Source organism: Pseudomonas sp. 28 E 9 (genome assembly GCF_900004785.1).
GTDB classification, from domain to species: domain Bacteria; phylum Pseudomonadota; class Gammaproteobacteria; order Pseudomonadales; family Pseudomonadaceae; genus Aquipseudomonas; species Aquipseudomonas orientalis_A.
In genome coordinates this window covers 1-17,778 of record NZ_CVTK01000030.1, presented here as the reverse complement: position 1 = coordinate 17,778, position 17,778 = coordinate 1, and the positions used below count along the sequence as shown (strand labels likewise).

At 61.0% G+C, this 17,778-nt stretch carries 16 protein-coding genes; 10 read left to right on the top strand and 6 right to left on the bottom strand.

All coding sequences use genetic code 11. The features are described 5' to 3' along the window. Positions 1-88 precede the first annotated feature (88 nt). Positions 89-937, top strand: a complete 849-nt coding sequence (locus BFQ00_RS06555; protein WP_065932990.1) for an urea carboxylase-associated family protein — start codon at positions 89-91, stop codon at positions 935-937. A gap of 8 nt (positions 938-945) precedes the next feature. On the opposite strand, the gene BFQ00_RS06550 is transcribed toward BFQ00_RS06555, so the two are convergent. Next, positions 946-1,113, bottom strand: a complete 168-nt coding sequence (locus BFQ00_RS06550) for a DUF2897 family protein (protein WP_003172675.1) — start codon at positions 1,111-1,113, stop codon at positions 946-948. 111 nt (positions 1,114-1,224) lie between these two features. After that, complete coding sequence (eat, locus tag BFQ00_RS06545; protein WP_065932989.1) at positions 1,225-2,589, bottom strand: ethanolamine permease; 1,365 nt, start codon at positions 2,587-2,589, stop codon at positions 1,225-1,227. Positions 2,590-3,003: 414 nt separating this feature from the next. Between eat and kdpF the strand changes: the two genes are divergently transcribed. The 6 genes from kdpF to BFQ00_RS06515 all read left to right on the top strand — a co-directional run bounded on the left by kdpF (position 3,004) and on the right by BFQ00_RS06515 (position 11,104). Next, complete coding sequence (gene kdpF, locus BFQ00_RS06540) at positions 3,004-3,093, top strand: K(+)-transporting ATPase subunit F (protein ID WP_003218754.1); 90 nt, start codon at positions 3,004-3,006, stop codon at positions 3,091-3,093. Positions 3,094-3,102: 9 nt separating this feature from the next. Beyond that, positions 3,103-4,797 (top strand): potassium-transporting ATPase subunit KdpA, encoded by a 1,695-nt coding sequence (gene kdpA / locus BFQ00_RS06535; protein ID WP_065932988.1) that lies wholly within the window; start codon positions 3,103-3,105, stop codon positions 4,795-4,797. Positions 4,798-4,808: 11 nt separating this feature from the next. After that, on the top strand, positions 4,809-6,872 hold the full coding sequence (kdpB, locus tag BFQ00_RS06530; protein WP_371914186.1) for a potassium-transporting ATPase subunit KdpB: 2,064 nt from the start codon (positions 4,809-4,811) through the stop codon (positions 6,870-6,872). A gap of 83 nt (positions 6,873-6,955) precedes the next feature. Further along, positions 6,956-7,501, top strand: coding sequence for a potassium-transporting ATPase subunit KdpC (gene kdpC, locus BFQ00_RS06525; RefSeq protein ID WP_065932986.1), 546 nt, complete (start codon positions 6,956-6,958; stop codon positions 7,499-7,501). A gap of 130 nt (positions 7,502-7,631) precedes the next feature. Next, complete coding sequence (locus tag BFQ00_RS06520; RefSeq protein WP_065932985.1) at positions 7,632-10,283, top strand: sensor histidine kinase; 2,652 nt, start codon at positions 7,632-7,634, stop codon at positions 10,281-10,283. A gap of 131 nt (positions 10,284-10,414) precedes the next feature. After that, a complete protein-coding gene (locus tag BFQ00_RS06515) occupies positions 10,415-11,104 on the top strand; it encodes a response regulator (protein WP_065886435.1) in 690 nt (229 codons plus the stop codon). Between the two features lie 513 nt (positions 11,105-11,617). On the opposite strand, the gene BFQ00_RS06510 is transcribed toward BFQ00_RS06515, so the two are convergent. After that, complete coding sequence (locus BFQ00_RS06510) at positions 11,618-12,655, bottom strand: patatin-like phospholipase family protein (protein WP_065886464.1); 1,038 nt, start codon at positions 12,653-12,655, stop codon at positions 11,618-11,620. Between the two features lie 217 nt (positions 12,656-12,872). On the opposite strand from BFQ00_RS06510, the gene BFQ00_RS06505 reads away from it, so the two are divergent. The 3 genes from BFQ00_RS06505 to BFQ00_RS06495 all read left to right on the top strand — a co-directional run bounded on the left by BFQ00_RS06505 (position 12,873) and on the right by BFQ00_RS06495 (position 14,846). Further along, positions 12,873-13,151 (top strand): hypothetical protein, encoded by a 279-nt coding sequence (locus tag BFQ00_RS06505; RefSeq protein WP_003238638.1) that lies wholly within the window; start codon positions 12,873-12,875, stop codon positions 13,149-13,151. A gap of 46 nt (positions 13,152-13,197) precedes the next feature. Beyond that, positions 13,198-13,959, top strand: a complete 762-nt coding sequence (locus BFQ00_RS06500; RefSeq protein ID WP_065932984.1) for a CHAD domain-containing protein — start codon at positions 13,198-13,200, stop codon at positions 13,957-13,959. A gap of 89 nt (positions 13,960-14,048) precedes the next feature. Further along, a complete protein-coding gene (locus BFQ00_RS06495) occupies positions 14,049-14,846 on the top strand; it encodes an acyl-CoA thioesterase (RefSeq protein WP_065932983.1) in 798 nt (265 codons plus the stop codon). A 3-nt stretch (positions 14,847-14,849) separates the two neighbouring features. Here BFQ00_RS06495 and BFQ00_RS06490 read toward each other — a convergent pair whose 3' ends face one another. The 3 genes from BFQ00_RS06490 to BFQ00_RS06480 form a co-directional block, all read right to left on the bottom strand. Beyond that, on the bottom strand, positions 14,850-15,212 hold the full coding sequence (locus tag BFQ00_RS06490; protein ID WP_065897476.1) for an Mpo1-like protein: 363 nt from the start codon (positions 15,210-15,212) through the stop codon (positions 14,850-14,852). Between the two features lie 117 nt (positions 15,213-15,329). Next, complete coding sequence (locus BFQ00_RS06485; RefSeq protein ID WP_065932982.1) at positions 15,330-15,734, bottom strand: Imm50 family immunity protein; 405 nt, start codon at positions 15,732-15,734, stop codon at positions 15,330-15,332. After that, on the bottom strand, positions 15,734-17,778 hold a 2,045-nt coding region (locus BFQ00_RS06480), incomplete at its 5' end, for an RHS repeat-associated core domain-containing protein (protein WP_177343724.1). The genes BFQ00_RS06480 and BFQ00_RS06485, both read right to left, overlap by 1 nt.

The following is a 17,778-nucleotide window of genomic DNA, read 5'->3' as shown; positions in this document are numbered from 1 at the left end:
GTGTGTTTCCAGCCCAGTCCTGGCATGAAATGTGGTTACCTCAAGATTATCGATTGTTCGACAGTCACCCTTGATGGAGGATCGCCCCATGTACAAAGACTATCCGGCCGCCTACCAAGTCAGCAAAGGCCCGGCATTACAGGTGGATACGGCGTTCTACGAGCGCATCCGGGATCGCCGGGACCAGCGCACGCTGATCGAACAGTTCGAGGTTCCTATCCGCACGGGCAGGGCATGGAAAGTCCCTGCCGGGCATGTCTTCCGCGTGACCACTCCGGTGGGCCCGCAAGTGGGGGATTTCAACGTGTGGAACGCCAATGATCCGCGCGAGCGCTTATGGGCAGCTCGCACCCGGCAACTTCAAGGTGCCCATGTCAGCACTCACGACCGCTTGTGGTCGAACCTTCCATTCCTGCGGCCACTGGTCACCATTACCGATGACAGCCTGGCAGGCTACGGCATCGATGAACATGGCGGGCGCCTGCATGATTTGCTTGGCACGCGCTGCGATCCTTATGTGAACCGTATGCTCACCGGTGAGGACTTTCATCATCATTGCCATTCGAACCTGACTCGCGCGGTATTGCCCCACGGTCTGACGGAATTCGATGTGCACGACGTGCTGAATATTTTCCAGTGCACCGGACTCAATCACGATGACATGTACTTTATGAAAGCCTGTCCGGCACAGAAGGGCGATTACCTGGAGTTTTTCGCCGAGATTGATTTGCTGTGTGCGCTGTCGACGTGTCCGGGTGGGGATTTGTCACTGCCGATGTGGGGGCCGGACGCGCAGGACCCGTTGACGGTATGTCGTCCGTTGGGGGTCGAGATCTACCAATTGGAGGAGGGGTTGCTTGAAGGCTGGAGTCAGCCCGAGCGTGCTGCCTATAAAGGGCAGCACGGGTTGCAGGTCGCCAAGGCGGCTTGGGAGTAACCCAGGGCTCAACGATCCTGGGCATCCTTGGCATCCGCCTGCGCATTGCGCTCGGCCACGCGTTTGCGTTGTTCGTCGGTGAGTTCCACTTTGTTGGCGCTGTCGCGCAGCATCATCAATCCACCGACGATCGATCCGATCGCAACTACCATAATCAACCACGCATACCACGGCATAAGGCTCTCCTTGAGGCAGGTTGCCGGGGGAGAATTTTCCCACGGTAATAACTGCTTTGAGTTACGGGCGTTCTGAGTAGTTCAGTGTAGGCCCGTTCTGCCTCACGAGCCTTACAGCCCGGTCAACATCGCATCTGCCGGCGCATCGGCGCGGTCTTGGGCGGTCAGTTGGAAGTAGATGAAGCCCACGGCCATGAAGCCAAGGAAGATCAGCCCGATCAGTGTATTGAACCAGGCCATCGCCACCAGGCACACCACGGCCAGTACCAGCGCGATGCCCGGTACGATGGGGTAGCCCGGTGCGCGGAAAGTCCGCTCCAGCAGGGGTTCGGTTTTGCGCAATTTGAACAGGCCGAGCATGCTCATGATGTACATGACGATGGCGCCGAACACCGCCATGGTGATCATCGCGGCGGTCAGGGTCATGCCGCCCAGGTTGATCAGGCCGTCGCTGTAGATGGCCGCGATGCCGACCACGCCGCCGGCGATGATGGCGCGGTGAGGTGTCTGAAATCGCGACAGTTTGGCCAGGAAAGGCGGCAGGTAACCGGCGCGCGCCAGGGCGAAGAACTGGCGCGAGTAGCCGAGGATGATGCCGTGGAAACTTGCCACCAGGCCGAACAGGCCGATCCAAACGAGCATGTGCAACCAGCCGGAGCTTTCGCCCACCACGGTTTTCATGGCCTGGGGCAGCGGGTCGTTGATGTTTGACAGGGTGCGCCAGTCGCCCACGCCGCCCGCGAAGAACATCACGCCCATGGCCAGGATTACCAGGGTGAGGATGCCGCTGATGTAGGCTTTTGGAATGGTGCGCTTGGGATCTTTCGCTTCTTCGGCAGCCATGGCCGCGCCTTCGATGGCGAGGAAGAACCAGATGGCGAAGGGGATCGCGGCGAACATGCCGGCAATCGCCGGGGCACCGAAGGTGTCGGCGCCGGCCCAGCCGTTCAGGGCGAAGTTGCTGAAGCTGAACGCCGGTGCAACGACGCCCATGAACACCAGCAGCTCGGCGACGGCGAGCACGCAGACCACCAGTTCGAAGGTGGCGGCGAGTTTCACGCCGAGGATGTTCAGGCCCATGAACACGATGTAGGCCCCGACGGCGGCGTGTTTCGGGTCCAGTGCTGGAAACTGCACGTTGAGGTAGGCGCCGATGGCCAGGGCGATGGCGGGTGGCGCGAAGACAAACTCGATCAGGGTTGCCAGGCCGGCGATCAAGCCGCCTTTCTCACCGAAGGCGCGGCGGCTGTAGGCAAAGGGGCCGCCGGCGTGGGGAATCGCCGTGGTCAGTTCGGTGAAGCTGAAGATGAAGCAGGTGTACATCGCGGCGACCATCAATGAGGTCACCAGAAATCCCAGTGTGCCGGCCACACCCCAGCCATAGCTCCAGCCGAAGTACTCGCCGGAAATCACCAGCCCGACAGCGATGCCCCATAGATGCAGGGTGCCCAAGGTGGGTTTGAGTTGTGTGTTCATTGTGAGGAGTTCCCTGAACGGTTGGAATGATTCAGGGTGTTGCAGTGGCTATGCCAGGCTACGCAAACCTGTCGCAAAGCGGCGCCTATGTCGCCTGCGAGACGGTTTAGCGTTTGAATGCGGCCTGGCGCGCACCAGATAAGGGCGGTATTGCCTGGACTGCCGCCATCGCGGGCAAGCCCGGCTCCCACAGTGGACCGCGTCGGGCCTGAAAAAAACGCGATCAAAAGGTGGGAGGGGGCTTGCCCCCGATGAGGCCCGGCCGGCCACCGCCAATTCCCCCGTAAACCGCGCATAAAGCCATTCTTTACGCCATCTTTACGCCCCGCGCCCCGCCTCGCTCTCGTTCCTTTACACCCCTCCTGCGGACAATTGCCCCACACGCGGCACTCGCCGTTAAACGGAGAAACTTCCATGAGCGTTCTGGACGGGGTGTCACTGCTATTGGCCGTGGCGCTGTTCATTTATCTGCTGGTTGCGCTGTTACGCGCGGATCGGAACTAGGAGCGGGCTATGCACAGTTATGACTATTGGCTGATCATCGCCTTCTTCGCCGTGGTACTGGTGCCGGCACCGTTTCTGGGGCGGTTCTATTACAAGGTGATGGAAGGCCAGCGCACGTGGCTGACGCCGGTGCTGGGGCCAGTCGAGAAAGCCTGTTACCGGCTTTCGGGTGTGGACGATCAACAAGAGCAAAGCTGGCAGAAGTACATGCTGGCCTTGCTTGCATTCAACCTTGCGGGCTTCCTGCTGTTGTTCGCCATCCTGTTGTTTCAGGACTATCTCCCACTCAACCCGCAGAAATTGCCGGGCCAGGAATGGACGCTGGCGTTCAACACCGCGGTCAGTTTCATGACCAATACCAACTGGCAGAACTACAGCGGCGAAGCCTCCCTGAGCTACCTCAGTCAGATGGTCGGCCTCACCGTGCAGAACTTCGTCAGCGCCGCCACCGGCCTGGCAGTCCTGGTCGCGCTTTGCCGTGGGATCGGTCGCAAATCCACCGCGACCCTGGGGAATTTCTGGGTCGACATGACCCGCGCCACGCTCTACGGTTTGCTGCCGCTGTGCCTGGTGCTGGCGCTGTTCCTGGTATGGCAGGGGGTGCCGCAGACGTTCGCCCATTACGTTGATGCCGTGACGATGCAGGGTGTGGATCAAGTCATCCCGCTGGGCCCGGCAGCCAGCCAGATTGCGATCAAGCAACTGGGCACCAATGGCGGCGGCTTCTTTGGGGTGAACTCGGCGCATCCGTTCGAAGACCCGACGGCCTGGGCCAACCTCTTCGAAGTGGCGTCGATCATCCTGATCCCGGTCGCCCTGGTGTTCACCTTCGGTCACTACGTCAAAGACCTGCGTCAGAGCCGCGCGATTCTCGCGTGCATGCTGGCCCTGTTCCTGATTGGCGGCGCGACGTCGCTGTGGTCCGAGTACCAGCCCAATCCGACCCTGAACAACCCGGCCGTGGAGCAGACCGCGCCGTTGGAAGGCAAGGAGACGCGCTTCGGCACTACGGGCACCGTGCTGTGGTCGGTGACCACCACCGCGGCGTCCAACGGTTCGGTCAACGGCATGCAGGACAGCCTCAACCCTCTGAGCGGCATGGTGGCGCTGGTCAACATGATGGTCGGCGAAGTGATTTTCGGCGGCGTCGGTGCCGGTCTGTACGGCATGTTGCTCAACGTGTTGATCGCGGTGTTCCTCGCCGGCCTGATGATCGGCCGCACCCCGGAATACCTGGGCAAGAAGCTTCAGGCCAAGGAAGTGCAATTGCTCGTAGTGACCCTGCTCGTAATGCCGGTGGGTGTGCTCGTGCTGGGTGCCATCGCCGCCAGCCTGCCGGGCCCGGCCGGTGCCATCAGCAACCCTGGTCCCCACGGATTCAGCCAGTTGCTTTACGCCTACACCTCGGCCAGCGCCAACAACGGTTCGGCGTTCGGCGGTTTCAGCGGCAACACCGCGTTTCACAACCTGATGCTCGGGCTGGGCATGTTGATCGGCCGGTTCGGTTACATCCTCCCGGTCCTGGCCCTCGCCGGTAGCCTGGCGATGAAGAAGACCGCACCGATTGGCCAGAACAGTTTTCCGACCCACGGCCCGTTGTTCGTGACGCTGTTGACCGTGACCATCTTGCTGGTGGGCGGCCTGACGTTTCTGCCGACACTGGCGCTGGGCCCGATTGCTGAACACCTGAGCATGGGCTTCTAAGTCAAGGGGATATGAGAATGAACATGTCTGTAAAAAATGCTGCCCCCGCGCACACTCAGGAGCCCGCCAAAACCGCGATCTCTGCATTGTGGCGCCCGGCGCTGGTCCAGGCGTTCGTCAAGCTGGATCCCCGTCAATTGCAACGCTCGCCGGTCATGCTGGTAGTCGAGCTGACCGCCATTCTGACCACCGTGCTGTGCTTTGTGCCCGATACCAGCGTGCCGACTTTCGTGGCCGTGCAAATCGCGGTGTGGTTGTGGTTCACCGTGCTGTTCGCCAACTTCGCTGAAGCCTTGGCCGAAGGCCGTGGCAAGGCCCGCGCCGACAGCCTCAAGGCCGGCAGTGAGGGCCTGAGCGCGCGCCGCAAGGAGGCCGACGGCAGCTTCAAGGTGGTACCGGCCACCAGCCTGCGCAAAGGTGATGTGGTGCGCGTCGCGGCAGGTGAAATGATTCCCGGCGACGGCGAAGTGATCGAAGGCATCGCCGCGGTCAACGAAGCGGCGATTACCGGCGAGTCCGCCCCGGTGATCCGCGAGTCCGGCGGCGACCGCTCGGCCGTCACCGGTAACACTCGACTGGTATCGGACTGGCTGCTGGTCCGCATCACCGCCAACCCCGGCGAGTCGACCCTGGATCGCATGATCGCGCTGGTGGAAGGCGCCAAACGCCAGAAAACCCCCAACGAAGTTGCACTGGATATCCTGCTGATCGGCCTGACCCTGATCTTCCTGCTGGTGGTGGTCACCCTGCAGCCGTTCGCTCACTTCGCCAATGGCAGCCTGCCCCTGGTGTTCCTCGTCGCACTGCTGGTGACGCTGATTCCCACGACCATTGGCGGCTTGCTCTCGGCCATCGGCATTGCCGGCATGGACCGTCTGGTGCGGTTGAACGTGATCGCCAAGTCCGGTCGTGCGGTGGAAGCGGCGGGGGATGTGCACGTGTTGCTGCTGGACAAGACCGGCACCATCACCTTCGGCAACCGTCGTTGCACCGCCGTGGTTGCGGCGCCCGGTGTCAGTGGTCGGGAAGTGGCTGAAGGCGCGTTGTTCGCCTCCCTGGCCGATGACACGGCGGAAGGCAAGTCCATCGTCGAATACCTGCGCGCCTTGCACCCCCAGGCCGAGCCGACGCCGGACCAACTGACCGCCGTACCCTTCAGCGCCGAAACCCGCTTATCCGGTGTCGATTACCAGGGCCGCGTCTTTCGCAAGGGCGCGGTGGATTCGCTGCTGGCGTTTATCGGCCAGCAACGCAGCGACCTGTTACCTGCGCTGTCGCGGGAAATCGACAAGATCGCGCAGAGTGGCGGCACGCCGTTGCTGGTGTGCGCCGATGGCAAGTTACTCGGTGCGATCCATCTCAAAGACGTGGTCAAGCCCGGGATCCGCGAGCGTTTCGCCGAGCTGCGCAAGTTGGGCATTCGTACCGTGATGGTCACCGGCGACAACCCGCTGACCGCCGCCGCGATTGCCGCTGAAGCCGGCGTGGATGATGTACTGGCTGAAGCCACGCCTGAGAAGAAACTGGCGCGTATCCGCCATGAACAGAACGACGGCCGTCTGGTCGCTATGTGCGGCGACGGCGCCAATGACGCCCCGGCACTGGCCCAGGCCGATGTCGGCATGGCGATGAACGACGGTACCCAGGCTGCGCGGGAAGCCGCGAACATGGTCGACCTCGACAGCGATCCGACCAAGCTGCTGGACGTGGTGCAGATCGGCAAGGAGTTGCTGGTGACCCGGGGCGCGCTGACCACCTTTTCCATCGCCAACGATGTGGCCAAGTACTTCGCGATCCTGCCGGCGCTGTTTGCCTCGATCTATCCGCAACTGGGCGTGCTCAATGTCATGCACTTGCAGAGCCCGCAGAGCGCGATCCTGTCGGCCATCGTGTTCAACGCGCTGATTATCGTGGTGCTGATTCCCCTGGCCCTGCGCGGTGTGCGCGTGCAAGCCGCGAGCGCGGCCGCGCTGTTGCGCCGCAACCTGCTGATCTACGGCCTGGGTGGGCTGCTGGTGCCGTTTGTGGGCATCAAGGCGATCGACATGCTGCTGACGGCGCTGCACCTGGTTTGAGCCTGATCATTCCCACGCTCAGCGTGGGAATGCTGCCCCGGACGCTCCGCGTCCCACCGCATCACTGCACCGAGGAGTCTGAAATGTCCAACATCATCCGCCCAGCCCTGAGCCTGCTGGTACTCATGACCCTGATCACCGGCGTCGCCTACCCGCTGGTGGTGACCGGCGTCGCGCAAGTAGCCTTTGCGGACCAGGCCAATGGCAGCCTGGTGCGCGATGCCAGCGGCAAGGTGCGCGGCTCCAGCCTGATCGCCCAGGATTTCAGCGGCGACGGCTGGTTCCACCCACGCCCTTCGGCCGGCGCGTTCGCGACGGTTTCCAGCAGTGCCAGCAACCTTGGCCCGAGCAACCCCGCGCTGGCCGCGCGTATCTTTGACGACGCGACTAAACAACAGGTGCCAGGGCAGGGGCCGGTACCGTTGGCCTCGCTGACGACCTCCGGCAGCGGGCTCGATCCACACTTGCCACCCGAGGCAATTGCCTATCAACTGGCGCGAGTGGCGGCCGCACGGAATGTACCGGTGTCGACCTTGCAACAGCTGTTGGATGAACACATCGAAAGCCCGTTGGTAGGCCCGCCCGTAGTCAACGTGCTGGCCCTGAACATGGCCCTGGAAAAACTCTGAACCCCTGTAGGAGCGAGCTCGCTCGCGAAGGTCGTTAAACGATGACGCGGGCCTCCAGAGTCAGCGTGGCGCTCTGGGGTTTTTTGCGAGCAAGCTCGCTCCTGCATCGACATTTTTGAAGGACCACCCCATGAGCGACTCCGGCCGCGCCGATGCCCTGCTAGCCGATCTGCCCCGCAACGGCCGTGGCCGGCTCAAAGTTTTCCTCGGCGCCGCGCCCGGTGTAGGCAAGACCTACGCCATGCTCCAGGCTGCCCATACTCAGCTGCGCCAGGGCGTGAGTCTGATCGCCGGGGTGGTCGAGACCCACGGCCGCGCCGAGACCGAAGCCTTGCTCAGCGGTTTGCCGCAACAGCCGTTGTTGCGCAGCGAATACCGGGGCGTAATGCTTGAAGAAATGGACCTCGACGGCCTGCTCGCGGCCCGGCCCAAGCTGGTGCTGGTCGATGAATTGGCCCATAGCAACGCTCCCGGCAGCCGTCATGAAAAGCGCTGGCAGGACATCCAGGAACTGCTCGCGGCCGGCATCAACGTATTCACCACGGTCAACGTCCAGCACCTGGAAAGTCTCAACGACCAGGTGCGTGGCATCACCGGCGTGCAGGTGCGTGAAACCCTGCCGGACTGGGTGCTGCAGGAGGCCGACGAACTGCTGCTGATCGATCTGCCGTCCCGCGAACTGCTCGAGCGCCTGCGCGACGGCAAGGTGTATGTGCCGGAACAGGCGCGTGCGGCCATCGATGCGTTTTTCACCCAGACCAACTTGATGGCCCTGCGCGAGCTGGCCATGCAGACCGCTGCCGCCCATGTCGACGACGATCTGGCCCAGGGATATCGCCAGCTCGGCCAAGCGGCGCCGGCGGTGCGGGGTCGCCTGCTGGTGGGGGTCGATGGCGATGCGCAAGCCGAACGCCTGGTGCGCCATGCCAGCCGTGTCGCCCAGCGGCGACATTTGCCGTGGAGCCTGGTGCATGTCGACAACGGCCGCGCGCGGGATGAACAGTCCCGGCTGCGCCTGCAGAATGCCCAGCAACTGGCTGAACGCCTGGGCGGTGAGGTGGTGCTGCTGCGGGCCGGCGAAGTGGCCAGGACGTTGATCCAGCATGCCGCCGAGCGCCGCGCCAGTCTGGTGCTGGTGGGGCAGTCGCGTATGCGCTGGCGCCGACGGCTGTTCGGCGGCGGCCTTGCCGCACGCTTGCTGCGCAATGCGCGGGGCCTGGAAATCAACGTACTCGACAGCGACGATATACCTGAAGCGCCGCGCTTGCCGGATGTGCGTGGGCTGCGCTGGTTCGACTATGCCCTGGCCGTGGTGGCCACCCTGGTTGCGGCCGGCCTGGCGTGGGGCGTGTCCAGCCTCTTGCCGTTACCGAATATCTCGCTGGTGTTCCTCGCTGCGGTGCTGCTGGTGGCGGTGCGCAGCAGCCTGGGGCCTTCGCTGGTGTGTGCGGCGTTGTCGTTCATGACCTACGACTTTCTGTTTATCCCGCCGAATTTCTCCTTTTCCATCCAGCGTGAAGAGGACGTCCTGACGCTGTTGTTTTTCCTGTTGATGGCGGCGCTCACCGGCAACCTGGCCGCACGCCAGCGTCGGCAATTACAGGCGCTGCGCGATACCCAGGAAGAAACCAGCGAGCTGCTCGATCTGTCACGCAAGCTCACCGCCGCCACGGACCGCCAAGCGGTCATCAGTGCAGCGGCTCATCACCTGCAAGGCTGGAATGAGTTGGATCTGTGCCTGGTCAATCGCGACGGCCAGGGCGGTTGGACGATCGAGACCGGTGGCCCGCTGACCCTCACCGAGGCCGAGCGTGCCGCCGCCGACTGGGCCTGGCAGCACGACCAACCGGCAGGCATGGGCACCGGCACCTTGCCGTTTGGACGCTGGTGGTGGTGGCCGTTGTCGGGTGAAGAGGGCCCTCTGGGCTTGCTGGGCGTCAGCGCGAAAGCCGGCATGGAGTTGAGTGGCCAACGCCGTCGCCTGCTCACGGCCTTGAGTCAGCCGTTGGCCCAGGCGTTGGCGCGTGCGCAGTTGGCGCAGGAATTGGAGTCCGCGCGTTTGCACGGTGAGACCGAACAACTGCGCAGCGCCTTGCTCGCCTCCGTCTCCCATGACTTGCGTACGCCGCTGACCTCCATGCGCGGCAGTATCGACAGCCTGCTGGCGCTGGGTGAGGCGATCCCCTTGGAGGACCGTCGCGAATTGCTCGAAGGGACCCGTGATGAAGCCGAGCGCCTCGACCGCTATATCCAGAACCTGCTGGACATGACCCGCCTGGGCCACGGTGCGCTGAAGCTGGCGCGCGATTGGGTGTCGCCCGGGGATATCGTCGGCAGTGCCCTTGGCCGCCTTCGCGCCGTGCTGGCGCCTTTGCAGGTCGACACCGATGTGCCGCCGGACTTGCCCTTGCTCTATGTGCATGCGGCGTTGATCGAGCAGGCCCTGGTCAATGTCATGGAAAACGCCGCGCGCTTTTCGCCGCCCCAGGGCCGCTTGCAGTTGAGCGCCGGCGTGTCGGACGGCCAGGTGTTTTTTGCCGTAGCCGATGAGGGGCCGGGAATTCCGGAGGACGAACGGGCAAAAATCTTCGATATGTTCTACACCGCTGCGCGCGGTGATCGCGGCGGGCAGGGCACCGGCCTGGGGTTGGCGATCTGCCAGGGCATGGTCGGCGCGCACGGTGGGCACATCAGTGTGGCCGACGGTATTGAAGGGCGGGGCACCTGTATTACCTTGTTCCTGCCATTGCCGACACAACCTGCCTTGGAGCAAAACCTGTAGGAGCGAGCTTGCTCGCGAAGGTCGTTAACGATAAAGATGGCTTCCTGAATGTACGCGGCGCCTAGACGTTTTTCGCGAGCAAGCTCGCTCCTGCATGGGTTGGTTTTTTAATTGATTTTAACTGAGACACCATGAGCCAGACCGCGACGATTCTCGTCATTGATGACGAACCGCAGATCCGCAAATTCCTGCGCATCAGCCTGGCCTCCCAAGGCTATAAGGTGATCGAAGCCGGTAGCGGCAACGAAGGCCTCGCTCAGGCGGCGTTGAGCAAACCGGACTTGCTCGTCCTTGACCTGGGCTTGCCCGATATGGACGGCCAGCAGGTGCTGCGCGAGTTTCGCGAGTGGTCGACGGTGCCGGTATTGGTGCTCTCGGTGCGGGCCAGCGAAGCGCAGAAGGTCGAAGCCCTTGACGGTGGCGCCAATGACTATGTGACCAAGCCGTTCGGTATCCAAGAGTTTCTCGCCCGTGTGCGCGCATTATTGCGCCAGGCGCCAGCGGGGGAGGCGCAGGAGGCCGCATTGAGTTTCGGCCCGCTGACCGTGGACCTGGCCTACCGCCGCGTCCTGCTTGACGGCGTCGAAGTGGCACTGACCCGCAAGGAGTACGCGGTGCTGGCGCAACTGGCGCGGCATGCGGGGCGGGTGATTACCCAGCAGCAATTGCTCAAGGATATCTGGGGGCCGACCCATACCGAAGACAGCCACTACCTGCGCATTGTGGTGGGGCATTTGCGCCAGAAGCTGGCGGATGACCCGATGCAGCCGAGGTTTATCGTGACTGAGGTGGGGGTGGGGTATCGGTTGCTGGGGGCTTGAGTTTGCCGGGGCCTGAAGCGGCCTCACACACTTTGAATGTATTCACAGATCAAAATGTGGGAGGGGCGGTGCGACGATTCGACTTGCCCCCGATGGCGGCCTCAGGGCCGACCAGGATGCTGGATCAGACCGAGTACATATCCATTATTTAGGTAACGGCCACTTAGGGTTCCGCCCTGACGGCGGCTCACTTTGGAAAAGCCCCAAAGTAAGCAAAGGGCTCTTGCCCCACCACTCGGCACCTCGCCTAGGCTCGGTGTGCCCGAACGAAGGCTTGAATCCGTGGGCCGCCGCCACGCGCCATCCATGGCGCGGGGCGGCTAACCCGGCGTCCTGCCGGGTTGCCCACGGATTCAAGCCTGCGTTCGGCCAGCGTGGTTTAACGGGGCGCCTGAGATCAAAAGCAGATCAAGATCAAGAGCGACTCGCTTCGCATCGTGGTTAGTGTTGGCGGCTGTAGGCTGCGAAGTAGTGTCGATGGCTATGTCCCGATGAGGGCTAACAGCCAGAGTTTCAGGCCTGCTCACTCTCATACCGATCCAGCGTATCACTGGCAATTTCCCGCCCCAGCGCGATCAACTCCGGCGCCTTGTAGAACTCGAAAAAACGGCACACTCGCTTTGGCACGTTGATCAGCACATCCGGCGGGTAACCGGCGATTTTGTATTGTGCCAATGACGTTTGCATCACTTCGAAACTCTGGTTGATCAGGTCCAGCAGTGAGGCGGGTCCGACATTGTCGATGATGAACGAGCCCGTGGCCGACTTCGGCGCACCGGCTTTTTCCGGCGCGGCAGCGGGTTGCTGGGATTCGGGCTCGGCCGAGTCCAGCCATGGGTTGATCTCGGCGGCCTGGGCCTGCAAGGCTTCCTGCTCGAGCTTCATCAACTGCTCGGCCTGTTTACGCCGAAACGGCAGGTGCGAGCCCAATGATTTGGCCAGGCTGTTGAAGCGGCTTTTGAATGCCGGCGGGCGCTGGATCACCGGCAGGTGATAGTGCTTCTGGTTGGTGGCGTTGAGGTTGACCGCAATGATCAGGTCGCAATGGCTCGACACCACCGGCACGATAGGCAACGGGTTGAGCAAACCACCGTCCACCAGCATGCGGTTACCTTGCATCACCGGCGTGAACAGGCTGGGGATCGCTGCCGAGGCGCGCATGGCCTGGTGCAGGCAACCCTCCTGGAACCAGATTTCCTGCTGGTTGGTGAGGTCGGTGGCCACGGCGGTGTAGGGGATGCGCAGGTCTTCGATATTGATTTCGCCGACGATCTTGCGGATCTGCCCGAACACCTTTTCACCGCGAATCGCGCCCAGGCGAAAGCTCACATCCACCAGGCGCAATACGTCGAGGTAATCCAGGCTTTCGATCCAGTTTCGATACTCGTCCAGCTTGCCGGCGGCATAGATTCCGCCGACCACGGCGCCCATCGAGCAGCCGGCAATACAGGCGATGTCGTAGCCGCGTCGTTCGATTTCTTCGATCACGCCGATATGGGCGTAGCCCCTGGCCCCGCCGGAGCCCAACACCAAGGCAACACGTTTTTTCATGACCAGACCCTTCGCAAAACAGGTGCCCACAATGCACCTATCCAGGGGGCCGCTTCAATCCTTGGTGAGCCCTGAGAATATTTTTCCAGAATCGCTACGAGGCTCGGGTATGCTCTGGCAATAGGTACTACTGATTTCAGGCTAGGGACAAGGCACTTTTCCCTGTAGGCAACGTCTACAGGCTACGACAGATTTTGTATATTTTGAGGTGTCATCAATGAAAGCCTGGATGTGTGTACCTGTGATCCTGCTGGCCTTGGCGGGCTGTGCCGGGAAGACCGCGTATCGCGACAGCTGCGGGTCGCAGTTGGATGCCGCCTGGAAAGAACTGGACCTGGCCAAGGCCGAGGGCTTCGCCGGCACCGTCAGCTACTCCAAGGCGTTGTCGCTGTTGACGGGGGCCAAGACCCAGCAGCAATTCGAAGCGTTCGAAGGCTGCTCCAACAAGGCCGAGAAGGCGCGCTTCTATATTCGTGAGTCACGCGCCGGGCGTTGATCAGCCACGCATAGAGTTTTTCATCACAAAGGGAGGGCAGGATAGGATGTCAGCGCTGGTCAATCAGTTAGTTGCTCAGGTCATTGGCCTGGAAGTAGGGTTGCTGAGCTGCCAGGCTCGTCTTGCTGCCGTCACCGACGATGAAGCCTTGCATGATCTGCGTACCACGGTGCGCCGTTTGCGCAGCCTGTTGCGGCCCTTGCGCGGTTTACCGGGTGTTGAACAGCTTGAATCCGCCGCCCGCACGGTCGGCCATTTGACCACCCCATTGCGTGACCGCGAAGTGCTGGCGGCGTACTTGCAACAGCACGGGCACCAGCAGGCGGCTGAGCGTCGTCTGCGCCTGCAACCTGAGGCCTATCGCCAGGTCGCGCAAAGCCCGGAACTGGCCCACCTGCTGCAAATCCTCGATGCGTTTCCACGGTTTATCCGTGCCTCCCAACACCAGAAATTGCTCGGGGGCCTGCGCTCGCGCATCCAGAAGCGCCTGGCCAAGCAATGGAAAACACTCGATCACGCGCTCAAGGATCCAGAGCATGATCGCCACCGTTTGCGCTTGCTGATCAAGCGCGTGCGTTACGCGGCCGAAGCCTACCCCGATTTGGACAAGTTGCCGGCCAGAGCCCTGGCAGGTTTGAAAAAAGCCCAGGGTGCCCTGGGTGATTGGCATGATTGCTGGCAATGGCTGCTCCAGGCCGAGCACCAGGCGGACTTGCACCCCTGCATTGCGACCTGGCGTGCCGGCATGGTCAAGGCCGAGGCACGGGCGGATCGTGTGCTGGACAAGCTCAGCACCCATTGTTTCTGAACCGGTCCGGCTTTTGGCCGGAATAGGCGCTGTACCTGGCGGGGTGGATGGTTAAGATCCCCTCATCATTTGCTTGATGTGAGGTCGCCATGCGCTTTAGTGATTTGCTCGACGCTGCTCGCAGCCATCCGCTGGATGTCACCATTCCCGCCGAATGGGCCCAGGGCCGCGCCACCTTTGGTGGTCTGGTCGCCGCCTTGCAGTACGAGGCCTTGCGGGCGCAGGTGCCGGCCGACCGACCGCTGCGCTCACTGGCGATCACCTTCGTCGGCCCGGTAGCGCCGGATGTGCCGGCCAGCTATGAAGTTGAAGTATTGCGCGAGGGCAAGGCCGTCAGCCAACTGCTGGGCCGTGTGGTGCAGAACGGTGAAGTGGCGACCCTGGTCCAGGCCAGTTTCGGTGCATCCCGCCAGTCGGAAATCGACGTGGCGAGCGAGCCGCCACCGGTGTTCAAACATTGGAATGAATGCCAGGAGCTGCCCTATATCAGCGGCGTCACGCCGGAATTCATGCGACACCTGGCCATGCGCTGGAGCGTCGGCGGCCTGCCGTTTACCGGCAATAAATCCCGTGAAATGGGCGGTTGGGTGCGTTTGCGTGGGGATGTGAAGGAAGAGCCGCTGACCGAGGCGCATATCCTCGCACTGGTCGATGCCTGGCCCCCGGCGTTGCTCCCGCATTTGAACAAACCGGCACCGGGCAGCACCTTGACCTGGACCATCGAGTTCATCCAGCCACTGCAGAACCTGACCACCCTTGACTGGTGCCAATACCACGTCAACATCGAACACGCCCGCGACGGCTACGGCCACGCCGCCGCCGCGCTCTGGAGCCCGACCGGCGAATTGATCGCCCTCAGCCGCCAGACCGTAGTGGTCTTCGCCTGACGCTCAACGCGGGTGGCGCAGCCGCCAGGCGCGCCACCAGCCACCGCTGAGCACAAAGCGCGGGAACGTCACGAACTGCTCGACCACCAGGCGTTGCACCGCGTCCTTACGGTCGCTGAACGGCTCACTGGCCTGGGCTTCCAGGCTATGGCCGTGACGCTGCAACGCCAGGCCCGCCACGATCCCGATCACGCCGATGGCGACACTGACCAGGCTCAGGCTGAACACACCGGAGACGATCAACAAGAAACCGATGATGAACAGCGGCACGGCAATCAGGTGCAAGGCCAGGTTGGCCGGGTGCTGATGGTTTTGTGGGTAATGACGCCATTGCCAGGCGGGGAGATTGGGGTGACGTTTGCCCATGATGGTGAATCCTCTGTCCGTTGAAACAACTTGGAGGGAGTTTAGATTGAGATGGGCAAGGGTACGAATTAAGGCTAACTATGGAGCTCATAGGGGCGCATGCAGAATTTTCAAGATCTAGAAAAAATAATCATCTGGTCCATTTATGTATACATTCGGATCGCAAATTGAAATGGATTTGGCCTTGAAATCAATTAAAGAGCTTTTGTTGGTCGCTTTAAAGTGGAAATGATTATTTTCTTTAGTGATAACGACAAAGAATACTTCTCTAACGGGAATGTTGTGTATTTTTAATTCATGAATGCCATGACAATCAATACCCATTCTGCAGGTGTTGTAGCCTTTTCCTTCCCATTTTTTTGGCAAAATATCTGGAAACTCGGGTATGTCGAATCCTAACCCCACAGAAGGTCGATCATTTTCTATTTGCAAAGAAAAAAGAGCGATTTTTCCAATTTCTATGGGCATGCTAAAAATCTTTTCAAAAAAAATATTTTGATCTAATTCATTCCAATACTTCATCAGTTTTTCCTAAAGTTGTAATGATCCCTGCCGCCGTCTACGGTTCCGTTTCGAGGCTTTGCGATAGGTCGCAAATTGAAGTGCGCTTTTTGGTCTCCTATACCGTCCGCCCTGCCAAATTTATGCCCGGCAGAATGGTCCTGAATAAGAACCTTAGAACCGTCTGCTCTCGTGAATTGATACACCCTTGAGTATATGGGTCTACCACTCTCATCTAATATGTGTTCATCATTCAAATCAGTCATTTTTTCTATTTTGTACTGTTTCGTCCTTCCTGACTTCGGATTTTTCATCACGTCAGGATTTTGGGTCATCGGTATATTGGCGTCCCTTTTTGCTTGCCTAAACGCACCTTTGCGAGAGTGATCAGGTATATCCGGTTCAGCAGGCAAAGAGCAGGTCGGTTTTTTCTTGCCTAGGCCGGGACAATTCGCGTTCAGTCCCAGGGGATCAATCCATCCTGTAGGACTGGGCACATACTGGTACCCATTGATCCCACCCGCCAGCTTCACCGGATCGGGCGTCAGGTAGCGGCCAATATCTGGATTGTAGTAGCGATGCCGGTTGTAGTGCAGGCCGCTTTCCTGGTCGTAGTACTGGCCTTGGAAACGTAGCGGGTTGTCGATTTTGCCGACGTCGAGGCGGCTGATTTCGCCGTAGGCGCGGTAGTGGGCGGACCAGACGATGTCGCCGTCGGGGTTGGTGAGTTCCTGCGGTGTGCCGAGGTGGTCGAGTTGGTAGTGGTAGGGCTTGGTCTCTTCTGGGCCGAAGCCTTCCAGCAGTGCCAGCGGACGGAAGCTGTCGGGTTCGTAGAGGTAGCTGCGATGACGTTCCGCATGGTGTTCGGCGATCAGCTTGTCGCCTTGCCAGAAGAACTCTGTGGTTTTCTCTTCTATGGTTTTGCTGATACGTCGACCAAACGGGTCATAGCGATAGTTTGCGGCTTGGCCGTTGGGCTTGGTGACGCCGATCAGCCGGTGCTGGCAGTCGTAGCGGTATTCGGTGACGAGTGAATGACCTTTGCCGCGCCGTTCTCTTATTAGATTTCCAAAAGCGTCATAGTCGTAATGGTGATCGCCTTGGATCATCAGGCGATTGCCCGCCAAGATGTCCGGCCCCGGCCTGTCTTGCATAAGCAAATTGCCGGCGGGGTTGTGGCCGAAACGCTCCTGTACGTCTTGCGAGTGATCGGCGCGGGTCAGGCGGTTTAGCGGGTCGTAGCGGTAGTCATGCTGGCCTTTGCGGGTGTCGATCAGGCGGGCGAGGTTGCCGGCTTTGTCGTAGTCGTATTGGCGTTGGTAAAGGTGGTTTCCTTGCTGGGTAACGGCGTGGGCGTGCAGGCGGTTTTGGTCGTCGTAGTGGTAGTGGCTGAGCAGTTGGCCTTGTTGGCGTTGGTGTTCGCGACCGGCGTTGAATAGATGCGAGGTGAGCACGTCACCGTTGAGTTCGACGGTGGCGAGGTGGCCGCCCTTGTCGTGGTTGAAGGTGACGCGGTTATTGTCCGGCAGGCGCAGATTTTTCAGCTGACCGCAGGCATCGTAGCCATAGCGCAAGGTGCCCCAGCCCTGATGTTCAGCAGTGAGACGGTTTTGTTTGTCGTACTCGTAGGCCAGCGCCCATTGGCCGTCTTCGACGCTGAGGAGGTTGCCTTGGCGGTCGTAGATGTAGTCGACCGTGTTGCCATCGGGCAAGGTTTTTCTTACAAGACGACCGGCATGATCGCGCTCGTAACGGGTAACAAGCTGACTGCCATCGTCGCCGTGTTCTGTCTTTTCCAGCAGGTTGCCGTTGAGGTCGTAGGCGTAGGCGGTGCGTTGGCCGTCGAAGCCGGTTTCCTGTCGGATCAGGCCGTTGGGGTGGTAGTCCAGTTGATAGGTTTCGCCAACTTCGTTTTCGATTTCAGTTAGCAAAAGGCGGGCATTGTCGTAGCGGTACTTGACCTGAGTACCGTCGGCGTTGATGCGGCGGCTGATCAGGTGCAGGCCGTCGGCGTATTCGTAGCGGGTGACGTGGCCGAGTTCATCGCGTTCGGCGATGATTTTTC

What these genes read in the sequence shown, in the direction of transcription:
- BFQ00_RS06505 (WP_003238638.1), top strand. Translation starts at nt 12,873, where the DNA reads ATGAAAGCCTGGATGTGTGTACCTGTGATCCTGCTGGCCTTGGCGGGC.
- BFQ00_RS06520 (WP_065932985.1), top strand. Translation starts at nt 7,632, where the DNA reads ATGAGCGACTCCGGCCGCGCCGATGCCCTGCTAGCCGATCTGCCCCGC.
- kdpA (WP_065932988.1), top strand. Translation starts at nt 3,103, where the DNA reads ATGCACAGTTATGACTATTGGCTGATCATCGCCTTCTTCGCCGTGGTA.
- eat (WP_065932989.1), bottom strand. Translation starts at nt 2,589, where the DNA reads ATGAACACACAACTCAAACCCACCTTGGGCACCCTGCATCTATGGGGC.
- BFQ00_RS06490 (WP_065897476.1), bottom strand. Translation starts at nt 15,212, where the DNA reads ATGGGCAAACGTCACCCCAATCTCCCCGCCTGGCAATGGCGTCATTAC.
- BFQ00_RS06515 (WP_065886435.1), top strand. Translation starts at nt 10,415, where the DNA reads ATGAGCCAGACCGCGACGATTCTCGTCATTGATGACGAACCGCAGATC.
- BFQ00_RS06500 (WP_065932984.1), top strand. Translation starts at nt 13,198, where the DNA reads ATGTCAGCGCTGGTCAATCAGTTAGTTGCTCAGGTCATTGGCCTGGAA.
- kdpC (WP_065932986.1), top strand. Translation starts at nt 6,956, where the DNA reads ATGTCCAACATCATCCGCCCAGCCCTGAGCCTGCTGGTACTCATGACC.
- kdpF (WP_003218754.1), top strand. Translation starts at nt 3,004, where the DNA reads ATGAGCGTTCTGGACGGGGTGTCACTGCTATTGGCCGTGGCGCTGTTC.
- BFQ00_RS06555 (WP_065932990.1), top strand. Translation starts at nt 89, where the DNA reads ATGTACAAAGACTATCCGGCCGCCTACCAAGTCAGCAAAGGCCCGGCA.
- kdpB (WP_371914186.1), top strand. Translation starts at nt 4,809, where the DNA reads ATGAGAATGAACATGTCTGTAAAAAATGCTGCCCCCGCGCACACTCAG.
- BFQ00_RS06510 (WP_065886464.1), bottom strand. Translation starts at nt 12,655, where the DNA reads ATGAAAAAACGTGTTGCCTTGGTGTTGGGCTCCGGCGGGGCCAGGGGC.
- BFQ00_RS06550 (WP_003172675.1), bottom strand. Translation starts at nt 1,113, where the DNA reads ATGCCGTGGTATGCGTGGTTGATTATGGTAGTTGCGATCGGATCGATC.
- BFQ00_RS06485 (WP_065932982.1), bottom strand. Translation starts at nt 15,734, where the DNA reads ATGAAGTATTGGAATGAATTAGATCAAAATATTTTTTTTGAAAAGATT.
- BFQ00_RS06495 (WP_065932983.1), top strand. Translation starts at nt 14,049, where the DNA reads ATGCGCTTTAGTGATTTGCTCGACGCTGCTCGCAGCCATCCGCTGGAT.